The sequence below is a fragment of the Micromonospora sp. C81 genome, from assembly GCF_018070425.1.
Lineage (GTDB): Bacteria > Actinomycetota > Actinomycetes > Mycobacteriales > Micromonosporaceae > Micromonospora > Micromonospora zamorensis.
This window is the reverse complement of record NZ_JAGPXS010000016.1, coordinates 115,880-129,320: the sequence shown is the minus strand read 5'-3', so window position 1 is coordinate 129,320 and position 13,441 is coordinate 115,880. Positions and strand designations below refer to the sequence as shown.

At 72.1% G+C, this 13,441-nt stretch carries 10 protein-coding genes; 5 read left to right on the top strand and 5 right to left on the bottom strand.

Annotated elements, in window-relative coordinates:
- Positions 1–42: 42 nt before the first annotated feature.
- From ctaD to KBX46_RS24160, 5 genes are all read right to left on the bottom strand, one after another.
- The gene (ctaD, locus tag KBX46_RS24180; protein WP_210794169.1) at positions 43–2,034 is read right to left on the bottom strand and encodes a cytochrome c oxidase subunit I; all 1,992 of its coding nucleotides are present in this window, start codon (positions 2,032–2,034) and stop codon (positions 43–45) included.
- 124 nt (positions 2,035–2,158) lie between these two features.
- Positions 2,159–2,887, bottom strand: coding sequence for an STAS domain-containing protein (locus tag KBX46_RS24175; RefSeq protein WP_210794168.1), 729 nt, complete (start codon positions 2,885–2,887; stop codon positions 2,159–2,161).
- 90 nt (positions 2,888–2,977) lie between these two features.
- Entirely contained in the window at positions 2,978–3,436 is a 459-nt protein-coding gene (locus tag KBX46_RS24170) for a DUF4383 domain-containing protein (RefSeq protein WP_210794167.1), read from the bottom strand.
- Between the two features lie 108 nt (positions 3,437–3,544).
- A complete protein-coding gene (locus KBX46_RS24165) occupies positions 3,545–4,702 on the bottom strand; it encodes a glycosyltransferase (RefSeq protein WP_088948017.1) in 1,158 nt (385 codons plus the stop codon).
- Between the two features lie 22 nt (positions 4,703–4,724).
- On the bottom strand, positions 4,725–5,708 hold the full coding sequence (locus KBX46_RS24160) for a glucosyl-3-phosphoglycerate synthase (RefSeq protein WP_231927464.1): 984 nt from the start codon (positions 5,706–5,708) through the stop codon (positions 4,725–4,727).
- Positions 5,709–5,931: 223 nt separating this feature from the next.
- Here KBX46_RS24160 and KBX46_RS24155 point away from each other — a divergent pair, with 223 nt between their 5' ends.
- The 5 genes from KBX46_RS24155 (at position 5,932) to KBX46_RS24135 (ending at position 13,237) form a co-directional block, all read left to right on the top strand.
- On the top strand, positions 5,932–6,942 hold the full coding sequence (locus tag KBX46_RS24155; protein ID WP_210794166.1) for a Gfo/Idh/MocA family protein: 1,011 nt from the start codon (positions 5,932–5,934) through the stop codon (positions 6,940–6,942).
- Positions 6,935–8,023, top strand: a complete 1,089-nt coding sequence (locus KBX46_RS24150) for a zinc-binding dehydrogenase (protein WP_099853179.1) — start codon at positions 6,935–6,937, stop codon at positions 8,021–8,023. Before KBX46_RS24155 ends, KBX46_RS24150 begins: the two co-directional genes overlap by 8 nt.
- Before the next feature lie 73 nt (positions 8,024–8,096).
- Positions 8,097–9,902: an ABC transporter ATP-binding protein gene (locus KBX46_RS24145; RefSeq protein WP_247668067.1), complete on the top strand. Its 1,806-nt coding sequence runs from the start codon at positions 8,097–8,099 to the stop codon at positions 9,900–9,902.
- A 123-nt stretch (positions 9,903–10,025) separates the two neighbouring features.
- Positions 10,026–12,317 carry an accessory Sec system translocase SecA2 gene (gene secA2, locus KBX46_RS24140; RefSeq protein WP_210794165.1) on the top strand — a complete coding sequence of 764 codons (2,292 nt, stop codon included), beginning with the start codon at positions 10,026–10,028 and terminating at the stop codon, positions 12,315–12,317.
- A 179-nt stretch (positions 12,318–12,496) separates the two neighbouring features.
- Positions 12,497–13,237, top strand: coding sequence for a GAF and ANTAR domain-containing protein (locus KBX46_RS24135; protein WP_210794164.1), 741 nt, complete (start codon positions 12,497–12,499; stop codon positions 13,235–13,237).
- Positions 13,238–13,441 lie beyond the last annotated feature (204 nt).

Below are 13,441 nucleotides of genomic sequence, written 5' to 3'. Positions count from 1 at the left end.
GACACCCACCGGGTGTCGGCCCTTCTGTGCGCGTACCCCTGGTCAGCGCTCCTCGGGGTTGCCGTCGCTGTGCGGGTGGCGCCAGCGTTCGTGCGGCTTCGGCGCGTCGTCGGCGTCCTCGGGCGGGTCGCTCTCCTCGAAGCTGGGCCGGCGGACGCCGTCCGGGTCCGGCACGTCCACCGGCCGTGCCCCGGACCGCGGCGCCGGCTGGTACTCGGCCGCCTCGGTGGCGCCGTGCGCGCCCTCGGCCGACGGCGACTCCGGGGCGTGGTGTTCCATCCGCAGTTCGTCGCTGAACTGCTGCGGCGGCTTGGTGGTGCGCTGCGGCAGATCCCGGCCCAGGTCGGCGACGAGCGGGCCGTACTTCAGGTCGAACGCCGGACGTTCCGACCGGATCCGCGGCATCCGGTCGAAGTTGCGTAGCGGTGGCGGGCAACTGGTGGCCCACTCCAACGAGTTGCCGAAGCCCCACGGGTCGTCCACCGTCACCATCGCCCCGTACCGCCAGGACTTCCACGCGTTGTAGATGAAGAACAGGGTGGACGCGCCGAGGATGAACGAGAAGATCGTGGAGATGGTGTTCAGGGTGGTGAAGCCGTCGCTGGGCAGGTAGTCGGCGTACCTCCGGGGCATGCCCTCGTTGCCCAGCCAGTGGTGCACGAGGAAGGTGCCGTGGAAGCCGATGAACATGGTCCAGAAGTGCAACTTGCCGAGCCGCTCGTCGAGCAGTCGCCCGGTCATCTTGGGCCACCAGAAGTAGTAGCCGGCGAAGAGCGCGAAGACCACGGTGCCGAACACCACGTAGTGGAAGTGCGCCACCACGAAGTAGCTGTCGTGGGTGTGCCAGTCGACCGGCGGGCTGGCCAGCAGCACGCCGGTGAGGCCACCCAGCAGGAACGTGACCAGGAAGCCGATGGCGAACAGCATCGGTGTCTCGAAGGTGAGCTGGCCCTTCCACATGGTGCCGATCCAGTTGAAGAACTTCACGCCGGTGGGCACCGCGATCAGGTAGCTGAGGATGCTGAAGAACGGCAGCAGCACCTGCCCGGTGGCGAACATGTGGTGCGCCCACACGGTCATGGACAGCACGGTGATCGCGATGGTGGCGAGCACCAGCCCGGTGTAGCCGAAGATCGGCTTACGGGAGAAGACCGGGATGACCTCGGTGATGATGCCGAAGAACGGCAAGGCGATGATGTAGACCTCGGGATGGCCGAAGAACCAGAACAGGTGCTGCCAGAGCATCGGCCCGCCGGTCGCCGCGTCGTACACGTGGGCGTTGAGCAACCGGTCGGCGGAGAGCGCCAGCAGCGCGGCGGCCAGCAGCGGGAAGACGAGGATCACCAGCACGCTGGTGAACAGCATGTTCCAGGTGAAGATCGGCATCCGGAACATGGTCATGCCGGGGGCGCGCAGGGTCAGGATCGTGGTGATCAGGTTGACCGCGCCGAGGATGGTGCCGAGCCCGGACACGACCAGGCCGAGCACCCACATGTTCGCGCCCACCCCGGGGGAGTTCTCGACGCTGCTCAGTGGGGTGTAGGCGGTCCAGCCGAAGTCGGCCGACCCCTGCGGTGTGAGGAAGCCGCCGACCACCATCAGCCCGCCGAACAGGTACAACCAGTAGGCCAGCGCGTTGAGGCGGGGGAACGACACGTCCGGCGCGCCGATCTGGATCGGCACGATGTAGTTGGCGAACCCGAAGGCCGCGGGCGTGGCGAACAGCAGCAGCATCACCGCGCCGTGCGAGGTGAAGAGCTGGTTGTACTGCTCCGGGGACAGGAACTGCATCCCCGGGCGGGCCAGCTCGGCCCGCATCACCATCGCCTCCAGGCCGGCCAACACGAAGAAGGCGAAGGAGGTCAGCAGATACAGCAGGCCGATCTGCTTGTGATCGGTGGTGGCGAGGAACTTGAGTAACGAGTTGCCGGGGACCGGCGCGCGTACCGGTCCGGGGAAGCCCCCGAAGCGGGCCGGAGCCAGGATCGCCGGGCCCCGATCTCGACCGGGTTCCGTGGTTACCCGCTTGGGCATGGTTGCTCACCCCGTCGTGACGGCAGAAAGGACGGGCGTGCCTACCCGACCCTCTCCCCATGTAACCAGCCCAGAGCGGTAATTTCGGTCAGATCGCCAGTACCGGCGCACCTACCGCCATCGCTCAGGTCGCGGGCAGCATCGCCCAGACGGCCTTGCCCTGACCGGCCGGCACGCTGCCCCAGCGCTGGGTGAGCTCCCGGACCAGCAGCAGCCCTCGCCCGCCCTCGGCGTGCAGGTCCGTCCCGCCCTCCCGGGCCTGGGCGCTGCTGCCGTCCACCACGGCCAGGTGCAGATACGGCCGGCGCAGGGTCACCGTCACCTGCATCGGCGTGCCGGCGTGCCGGACCACGTTGCCGACCAGTTCGCTGAGCACCAGGGCCGCCGGGCCGGACGCGTCCGGCAGATTCCAGCGCGCGCACGCCTCGGTGACCAGCTCCCGGGCTCGCCGGCAGGCGCCGGCAACGGGCTCCAGTCGCGCCCGCATCCGCAACGGGGACGTCGTGCCCGCCACCCGGGTCGCCTCCGCGCAGTCGGGGGACACCGGGACCACCCGGCACGTCGTCGACTCGGACAGCCAACGGGCGGCGACCGGCGACGGGCAACAGAGCACCACCGGCACGCCCGGCCATTCCTCGGCCCGACGGGCCGTCGCGGCGAAGACGGACAGGGCCAGCCGGTCCTTGACGTCGACCTCGGCCATGTCGACCACCAGCGCGTCCGGCTGGTCGACCAGTGCGTCGCGGAGCGCGTGGTGCACCGACCGCATGGTGCCCAGGTCCAGGGCGCCGGTGAGTCGGACGACCGCCACCGGTGCCGTGGTGCGCACCTCGCAGGTGATCCGGCTCGACATTGGTGCCCTCGATTCGCTGCGGGGTCGGGATCTCACCACTACCCGGGGTCGAAGCGGATCAAACGGGCCCCGTGCCGAGGGCGAGGCAGGTCACCGACGGGGTCGCCCGGTCAGCAGGCCCAACGCGATCATGCCGATGCCCAGGCCCAGGTGCAGCCAGTCGTCGGCGTCGTTCACCGGCAGTACGTTCGCCCCGGTGTCGTGGTCCACCGCCAGTCCGTACAGCCAGAGCACCAGGTAGACGGCGCCGCCGCCGACCAGGAACGCCCGCGCGCCGGTGATCGTCCGCGCCAGCACCAGACCCGCCACCCCGAACGCCAGGTGCACCAGGTTGTGCAGCACCGACACCTGGAAGACGCCGAACAGGAAGGCGCCCGAGCCGTGGCCGGCGAAGCGCAGGTTGTCCGTGCCGCTGGTGATCCCCGGCACGAAGCCGAGCACACCGATCAGCAGGAACAGCACCCCGACCGTCGCCGCCGCCCGCCGGACCAGCGGCTTGCCGTCGGCCGGGTTGGGTCGGGCCCGGGAGTGGGCCATCGGTCCGACCATTCCCGGCTCCTCGCTGCGCGGCGGGCATGAGCGCTGCCGCCTACCCGCTGTCGACGCCGACAAACCGCCGCCCAGTCACCGGCCGTCCAGACACCGCCGCGCCTACGCTCAGGCCGGCAGCAGCCTCGGCGCGCTGGACAGCTTGCGGACCCGCTCGTACAGCTCGACGTAGCGCTGGGCCATCACCGCCGGGGTGAACCGCTGCGCGGCCACCCGCCGGCACTCGTCGGGATCGAGCAGGTCGGCGGCGACCACGAGGTCGCCCAGTTCCTCCTCGTCGGTGGTGAGCAGCCCGGTGCGGCCGTGCTCGATCAGCTCCGGCAGGCAGCCCCGGGCGGTCGCCACCACCGGCGTGCCCAGGGCGAGTGACTCGACCACCGCCGTGCCACCGGGCTCCTCCCAGCGCAACGGGAACAGCGACGCGCGGGCGCTGGCGAGCAGGTCGTCCCGCTCCTGACCGGCCACGGTGCCGATCCAGCGGACCAGGTCACCGTCGACGTGCGGCGCCACCTCGTCGAGGAAGAACCGCACGTCCGGGTTCTGCCGGGCCTCGTCGCCCGCGGCGGCCAGATCGGCCGGCCGATGGTACGGGCCGACCGGCCCCGCCAGGACCAGCGGGAACCCGACCCGGTGTGCCAGCCGGGCACCCACGTCCTGCCCCTTGCCCGGGTTGATCCGGCCGAGGATGAGCAGATGCTCGCCCTTCTCCGGTCGGGGCCGCCGGTCGGCGTCCACGGCCAGGGGGGTGGACAGGTGCACGTGCCCCACCGAGTGTTCCCGCAACGCGAGCGGGGCGCGGGCCAGCTGCGACGCGGAGACGCCGTTGACCCGGACCCGGTCACCGCCGTCCAGCCCGCCGTAGAGCGCGGGGTGCTTGGCCAGGTCCCAGTGCAGGGTGTGCAGGGTCGGCGGGCCGGCGGGACCCATCGCGGCGAGGGTGGCCAGGCCGACCGCCTCCACGTGGTCGTGCACCAGGTCGATGTCGTCGCGGGAGTGCAGCTCCCGGACCACACCGGCCAGGTGCGCCTGGGCGATCCCGCAGACCTGGTTGTACGGCCGTTGCAACGCCGCGAACTGCCCGTCGTCGAAGACCGACATCTGTTCGTCCACCGGCAGGGTGCTGCTGCCCACCGAGGCGAGCACCACCCGGACGCCGAGTCGCCGCAGCTCCGGCACCAGCGTGGCGATCACGTTCTCGATGCCGCCGTAACCGGGCGGCGGCACCGACAGCCACGGACCGGCGTTCATCAACACGGTGAGGCTCATCGCGCTCGTCCCTTCCTGGCGTTCACGCGGCGGCCACCCGGCGACGGGGCACGCGGTGGCGCAGTTCGGCCAGCGGCGGGCGTTCCTCGATGGACACGTCGCTGACCACGATCTCCCGGTCCAGGTGCGGCAGCGTGTCCGACCCACCGCGACGGAACTGGGTCAGCAATGCCTCCGGCGTCGCGCCGGGGACCGCCCAGCCGCGCCGCTGCAACCGGGACCAGGCGGTCAGCATGATCTGGGCGGACATTCGGCCAAGGGCGGCCGTGTCCTGGTGGCGGTGCTTGCGCTCGCCCAGGTCGACCTGGGCCAACGCGTCCAGCCCGACCAGCTCGAGCAGGTCGATCAGCATGGCCGTCTCCACGCCGTAACCGGAGACGAACGGCACCCGGGCCAGCACGTCACGGCGGCCGGCGTACTCGCCGGCCAGCGGCTGCACGAAGCCGGCCAGCTCGGGCCAGAAGAGGTTGAGCAGCGGGCGGGCCATCAGCTCGGTCACCCGGCCCCCGCCGTCCGGCTCCACGCTGGCGCTGCCCACCAGCGGGCGGTGGTAGAAGCCCTTCACGAAGTCCACCGACGGGTCGGTGAGCAGTGGGCCGAGCAGCCCGCTCACGAAGTGCGGCCGGAACTCCCGCAGGTCGGCGTCAATGAACGCCACCACGTCCCCTTCGGCGGCGGCGAGCCCGGCCCAGAGCGCGTCGCCCTTACCGGTGAGCTGCGGCAGCCCTCGGGTCATCTCGTCCTGACTGACCACCTCCGCGCCGGCGGCACGGGCCACCTGCGCGGTGCGGTCGGTCGACCGCGAGTCCACCACGATCAGCTCGTCGACCAGGGCGACCCGGTCCATCAGGTGCTCGCGGATGGTCGACACGATCGCGCCGACGGTGGCCTCCTCGTTGCGCGCCGGCAGCACCACGCTGACCCGGCTCCCTCCCTTGGCGCGTAGCAGCCGGCGTGCCGGCCAGTCCGCCGCCGAGGTGGTCCGGTACGTGGCCCACGCCTCCACCACCGGTGACACGGTCGTATCCCGCACGGGCACCCCCTCCGTTCGTGCGTGGAAATAGCGACACTGTTACTTCCCATTCGCCACCACGCGCTAACCGCTTCCAGGGCGTCAGCTTGATCACAACAGTGACATTGTCGCGTTCCCAGGGCATGAACGTTTGATTGCGGACACCCCAGGGGACTGCTCCCATCGAAAAGGAAACGTTCTCGAAAGAGGTTGTCGCATGCGGAAATGCCGGGTTGGTCTCGTGGGCGCTGGCGGGGTGGCACAGCGCCATGCCCGGGTGCTGTCCGGGTTCGACGACGTCGAGCTCATCGGGGTGACCGACGTGGCACCGGAGGCGGCGGCAGCGCTGACGGCGCAGCACGGCGGCCAGGTCTTCGGCGACGTCACCGAGTTGCTGGCCGCGGCCCCGGACGCGGTGTACGTCTGCGTCCCGCCCTTCGCGCACGGTCCCGCCGAGGAGGCGGTGATCGAGGCCGGCGTGCCGATGTTCGTCGAGAAGCCCGTCGCGGTCGACCTGGGCACCGCCGAGCGGATCGCCGACCTGGTCGCGCGCAGTGGGCTGCGCACCGCCGTCGGTCATCACTGGCGCTACCTGAGCGTGCTCGACCAAGCCCGCGACCTGCTCGCCGACCGCCCGGTGCGGATGGTCAGCGGCGCCTGGCTCGACAAGGTCCCCCCGGTGGCGTGGTGGTCGCGCCGGGACCGCTCCGGCGGCCCGGTGGTCGAGCAGGCCGCCCACGTGCTGGACCTGATCCGTGTGCTGGCCGGCGAGGTGACCGAGGTCACCGCGTACGGCAACGGCACCCCGCCGCCGGTCGACGGCGCCGACATCGACTCGGTGACCACCGCCGCGTTGCGCTTCGCCGACGGGGCTGTCGGCACCCTCAGCGCGGCCTGCGTGCTGGGTTGGAAGCACCGCGCCGGCCTGGAGATCCTCGCCGACGGGCTGGCCCTCTCGCTCACCGAGGACGGCCTGACGATCCGCGACGCCGACGGTGAACGACACGTCCCCGCCGACCCGGAGGCCGCGCGGATCGCGGTGGACCGCGCCTTCGTCGACGCCGTCCGCGGCATCGGCGACGACGTCCGTGTGCCGTACGCCGAGGCGCTGGCCACCCAACGGCTGGCCCTCGCGGTGGCCGACTCGGCCCGCACCGGCACCACCGTGCGGCTCGCCACCCCGACCGCCCCGGCCGCAATCAGCACGGGGGTGACCGTCGATGCGTGACAAGGTCGTGGTGGTAACCGGCCCCGGCCGGGTCGAGCTGGTCGAGCAGGACGCCGCCCCGCTGCGTCCCGGCACGTTCCGGGTCGAGACGCTCTACAGCGGCGTCTCCGCCGGCACCGAGCTGAGCTTCGTCAAGGGCACGAACCCCTACCTGAACGTCACCTGGAACGCCGACCTGGGGCTGTTCCAACCGGGCGAGGCGAGCACCCCGTACCCGGTGAACCGGCTCGGCTACATGCAGGTCGGCCGGGTGGTGGAGAGCGACACCCCGGCCGTCGCCGTGGGCACTGTCGGCGCGATGACGTACGGGCACCGCACCGGCTGGCTCGCCGACCCGGTCGCCGAGCGGTTCGTGCCGCTGCCCGACGACCTGGATCCGCTGCTCGGCGTCTACGTCGCGCACATGGGTCCGATCTGCGCCAACGGTCTGCTGCACGCCGCGGCCGACCTGCACGGCACCGACGTCCGCTCCCTCGGCGACGGGGTCCGCGGCCGGCGCGTCGCCGTGGTCGGCGCCGGGGTGGTGGCGCTGCTGACGGCGCTGTTCGCCCGGCGCAACGGCGCCGCCTCGGTGGTGGTGCTCGACCCCACCCCGCACCGTCGCCAGGTCGCCGAGGCGCTCGGTCTGGAAACCCTCGACCCGGACGCGGACGACCCGGCGGTCGTGCTCAAGACCCGGTGGGCCCACACCGCCGGTGACCGGGGCGCCGACGTGGTGTTCCAGTGCCGGGGGCAGGCGTGGGCGTTGCAGCTCGCCCTGCGGCTGCTGCGCCCCCAGGGCACTGTCATCGACCTCGCCTTCTACCAGGAGGGCGCGGACGCGGTTCGGCTCGGTGAGGAGTTCCACCACAACGGGCTCTCGCTGCGCTGCGCGCAGATCGGCCGGGTGCCGCGCGGGCTCGCACCCACCTGGGACCGCGAGCGACTCTCTGCCGAGACCATCGACCTGCTCCGGACGTACGGGGACGTGATCCGCAAGCACCTCGTCTCGGCGGTGGTGCCGTTCGACGAGGCGCCCACCCTGCTCACCGATCTGGCCGACCGCCGTCGCCAGGAGCTTCAGGTGGTGCTGTCCACCTGACCCGGCGGGCCGGACCGACCCGGCGGGCCGGAGCGCGCCCGCCCGGGTGACGCGGCGGACTACCGTTCCCGGCATGAGCACCTCGACGCACCGGCCGACCGGCGGCACCTCGACGGACCGGCCGGCCGGTGGCGCCGCTGCGGGCCGACCGGTCGGTCTGGGGGCGCTGCTGCCGTACCTGCGGGAGCACCGCGGCACCCTGGTCGTGGTGGGCGTGCTGTCGCTGGTCGGCGCGGCCGCGTCGCTGGCGCAGCCGCTGCTCACCCGCACGGTGCTCGACCGCATCGGTGCCGACAATCCCGTCGCCGACCTGGTAGCGGTGCTGGTGGTGCTCGTGGTGCTGGGCGCGGCCATCGGTGGGCTGCGCGACTACCTGCTGCAACGCACCGCCGAAGGGGTGGTGCTGGGCACCCGGCGACGGCTCGCCGGTCACCTGCTGCGGCTGCCCATCGCCGAGTACGACCGCCGGCGCACCGGCGACCTGCTGTCCCGGGTCGGCTCGGACACCACCCTGTTGCGAGCGGTCGTCACCTCCGGGCTCTTCGAGACGGTCACCGGGGCGGTGACGGTGGTCGGCGCCGGCATCGCCATGGTGCTGCTCGACCCGCTGCTGTTCGGCGTCACCCTGCTCGGTGTGGCACTGGGGCTGGGCTTCGCCGCCACCTTCGCCCGCCGGGTCCGGGCGCTGGCCCGAGCCGCCCAGGAGCGGATCGGTGAGATGACCTCGGCGGTGGAGCGGGCCATCTCGGCGGCCCGGACCATCCGGGCCAGTCGCGCCGAGGCCCGGGAGGCGGAGACCGTCACCGGCAGCGCGCGGGAGGCGTACGACGCCGGCCTGCGGGTGGCGCGGGTGCAGTCACTGGTCGGCCCGATCGGCTCGATCACCGTGCAGGGCGCGTTCCTGCTGGTGCTCGGCATCGGCGGTGCACGGGTCGCCGCCGGGGCGATCTCCGTCGGTGACCTGGTCGCCTTCGTCATGTACCTGTTCCTCCTGGCGCTGCCGCTGGCCCAGGTGCTGCGGGCGTACACCCAGTTGCAGTCCGGTCTGGGTGCCCTCCAGCGGATCGAGGAGATCCTGGCCGTGCCCGCCGAGGGCGCTGCCGACCGGGCCGCTCCCGCCGCCGCGACGACCACCCCGCGCCGGCCCGCACCGATGATCGAGTTCGATCGGGTGGGGTTCGGCTACCCGGGCGGCGAGCCGGTGCTGCACGAGGTCAGCTTCGCGGTGCACGCCGGTACGCGTACCGCGCTTGTCGGCCCCTCCGGCGCCGGCAAGTCCACCCTGCTGGCCCTGGTCGAGCGCTTCTACGAGGTCACCGCCGGCGCGGTCCGACTGGACGGCCACGACGTCCGGGACCTGCCCCGCGACGCGCTGCGGGCCCGGCTCGGCTACGTCGAGCAGGAAGCACCCGTGCTGGCCGGCACGCTGCGGGAGAACCTGCTGATCACCACCCCGGACGCCACCGACGACCGGTTGCGCCAGGTGCTCGACGAGGTCAACCTCGCGCACCTGGTCGAGCGCACCCCCGAAGGTCTGAACGTCCAGGTGGGGGAGGGTGGGGTGCTGCTCTCCGGGGGTGAGCGGCAGCGACTGGCGATCGCCCGCGCGCTGCTCGCCGGCCCGCCGGTGCTGCTGCTGGACGAACCGACCAGCAACCTCGACTCGCGCAACGAGGCCGCACTGCGCCGCGCCATCGACGCGGTGGCCGTCCGCCGGACGCTGTTGATCGTGGCGCACCGGCTCGCCACCGTCGTCGACGCCGACCAGATCGTCGTCCTCGACGGCGGCCGGGTGGTGGCCGTCGGCACCCACGCCGAACTGACCGCCACCGACCCGCTCTACCGGGAGCTCGCCACCCACCAACTGCTGGTCGGCTGACTCCGTCCGTTCGGGGGCCGACCTGCACTCCTCCGCCGGGGTCGAGGTGCTCTCTCCGTTCGGTGTCGACTTGCCGGCGGCCGGGCCGCGCAAGCCGGCCGGAATCGCGTACCGTTGCCGCTCATGGGTGTGTCGCAACGGTTCAAGAGCAAGTTCCGGCGGTTCCTTCAGCGCCCCGGCTCGACCGTGGATCTTGCTCCGCTGGAGAAGCTGCTGCCGGCTGTCGAGGCGCGCGAGGACGAGCTCGCCGCGCTGGACGACGCCGAGCTGACCGAGGCCGCGGGTGCCGCCACCGGCTACGAGGAGATCTGCGCGATCGGCCGCGAGGCCGCCCGCCGCGGCCTCGACCAGCGGCCGTACGACGTGCAGCTGCTCGGCGCGATGTCGCTGTTGTCCGGCAAGGTCGCCGAGATGGCCACCGGTGAGGGCAAGACACTCACCGCCACGATCGCCGCGTACGGGCACGTCCGGCTCGGCAACGGGCCGGTGCACGTGCTCACCATCAACGACTACCTGGCCCGACGCGACGCCCAGTGGATGGAGCCGGTCTACACCCTGCTCGGCCTCACCGTCGGCTGGGTCAACGAGAGCTCCACCCCGCAGGAGCGGCGCGACGCGTACGCCTGCGACGTCACCTACGTGTCGGTCAGCGAGGCGGGCTTCGACTACCTGCGCGATCAGCTGGCCACCGACGTGGAGGACCGGGTGCAACCGGCCCTGACCACCGCGATCGTCGACGAGGCCGACTCGATCATGATCGACGAGGCTCGGGTGCCGATGGTCCTGGCCGGCGCCGTGCCGGGCGAGCAGGACCCGGTGCACGCCGCCGCCGCGCTGGTCCGTGGCCTGCGCAAGGGCAAGCACTACACGGTCGCGGACGACGGCCGCAGCGTCGCGTTCACCTCCGCCGGCCTGGCCGCGATCGAGGCCAAGCTCGGCATCGACCTGTACGACGAGGAGCACGTCGAGCAGCTCTCCGCGGTCAACGTGGCGCTGCACGCGCACGCCCTGCTGCACCGTGACGTGGATTACATCGTCCGGGACGGCTCGGTCGAGCTGGTCGACGAGATGCGCGGCCGGGTGGCCCAGCGCCGCCGCTGGCCGGACGGGCTCCAGGCCGCGGTCGAGGCCAAGGAGGGCCTGGACGCCACCGCCGAGGGCGAGGTGCTGGGCACGATCGCCATGCAGGCGTACATCGCGCTCTACCCGAAGGTCTGCGGCATGACCGCCACGGCGGTGCTGGTCGGCGACCAGCTGCGGGAGTTCTTCGGACTTGAGGTCGCGGTGATCCCGCCGAACACCCCCTGCATCCGCGAGGACGAGCCGGACCGCATCTACGCCACCCGGGCCGAGAAGGACGAGGCGCTGATCGACGAGATCCAGCGCTGGCACGCCAAGGGGCGGCCGGTGCTGGTCGGCACGTTGGACGTCAAGGAGTCCGAGGGCCTGGCCGCCGGTCTCAACGCGGCCGGGGTGCCCTGCGTCGTGCTGAACGCCAAGAACGACGACGAGGAAGCGGCGATCATCGCCGAGGCCGGCGCGTACGGCGCGGTGACCGTTTCCACCCAGATGGCCGGGCGGGGCGTCGACATCCGACTGGGCGGCAGCGACGGCCGCGACCAGGAGCGGGTCGCCGAGCTGGGCGGCCTCTACGTGATCGGCAGCGGCCGGCACGACAGCCGCCGGGTGGACGACCAGCTGCGTGGTCGTGCCGGCCGGCAGGGCGACCCCGGCGGCTCGGTCTTCTTCGTCAGCCTGGAGGACGACCTGGTCGTCCGGCACGCCGCCGACTCGGTGCCGGCGTCGCCGCGGATGAACGCCGACGGCCTGGTGACCGACGAGCAGGTCGACTACGCGGTGGAGCACGCCCAGCGGGTCGCCGAGGGCGTCAACCACGAGATCCACCGCAACACCTGGCGCTACAGCGTGGTGATCGAGCAGCAGCGCAAGGCTCTCGCCGCGCGCCGCGAACGGTTGCTGACCAGTGACGTGGCCGCCGTGATGCTGCTGGAGAAGGAGCCTGAGAAGGCCGGCGAGATGGACGAGGACCTGCTCGCCCGCGCGGCCCGCTCGATCGCGCTCTTCCACCTGGACCGGCTCTGGGCCGAGCACCTGGCCGAGTTGTCGGAGGTCCGCGAGGGCGTGCACCTGCGCGCGCTGGGTCGGCTCGACCCGCTGGACGAGTTCCACCGGGCCGCCGTGCCGGCGTTCAACGACCTGATCCCGGAGATCGAGGCCCGCACCATCGCCACCTTTACCGAGACCGAATTCGATGAGGACTGGCAGCCCGACGACGGCACCCTGGTCCGGCCCACCGCCACCTGGACGTACCTGGTGCACGACAACCCGTTCGGGTCCGAGCTGGACCGGCTGATCGCGTCGATCGGGCGGCGACTCAGCGGCACCTCGCGCTGACGTAGGCCACCGGGGCCCCTGTCGTGCCTCCGCGTGCGGCAGGGGCCCCGATTTACGTCGTTTCGACCCAGGTTTCCTCGGGTAGTAGCGCTGGTCGGTCGAGTCGGGAGAGAGCAGACGATGACACAGGTGACGATGATCGCGGGCCGGGCGCGAGGGCGCACGGAGGCTGCGAACAGGTGAACCTCGACACGCGGGAGCCGGTGGTGCAGACCCTCGGTGTCCTGGAAACCGCAGCCCTGTTACGCGAGCTGACCGCCGGCCTGATCGCCCTGACCGACTTTGACGAGGCGCTGCTGGCCCTGGTCCGGGTCACCCGGGACGCCGTGGCCGGAGTGCGCTGGTGCGGGTTCACCGCCCTGCGCGCCGGCGAACCCGCCGGTGTGGCCGCCTCCGACGAGCGGCTGGCCGGGCTGGACGACCTGCGACACGGGCCGGACTCGCCAGCGATGAGCGCCATCCAACTCCGCGAGATGATCCTCGCCGCCGATCTGGCCGGCGAGACCCGCTGGCCGGTCTGGACGGCGCGCGCCCGGGATCTCGGCGTGCGCGGGGTCATCTCCGCGCCGGTGGACATCGACGACCAGGTGATCGGCGCGATCAACCTCTACGCCGCCTCGCCGGAGCTGCTGACCCCGCAACACCAGTTGACCGCGATGCTGCTCGCCGAACACGCCGGCCTGCTGCTGGCGGCCGTCCGTGACCGCAAGCGGCAACTCACGCTCGCCAGCGAGCGGGACGCCTCACTGCTGCACGACGGGGTGGTGGGCCAGGCCGTCGGGGTGATCATGACTCAGCGCGGGTGCCCGCCAGCCGAGGCCCTCGACGTGCTGCGCACCGCAGCGTCGTCATTGGACATTCCGCTGCGCGAGGTGGCCGAGCGCCTGGTCCGGACGGTCTCCCGCCCTCGCGACGCCTGACCGGCGCGATGCCTGACCGGACCGGCGCCACGGCTTGCCCGGGCGGGTGGGCGTTCGTGGCTCGTGTTGCGTTCGTGGTTCGGCTTGATCGACTCGGGTTCCTTGAATCCGGGGTGTTCGCGGCTCGTGGATGGACCGGTTTCCTGAGTCCCGAGTGGATCAACCTCCCGGCGGTGCGTGTGCGCGCGGCGGTGCGTGTGCGTG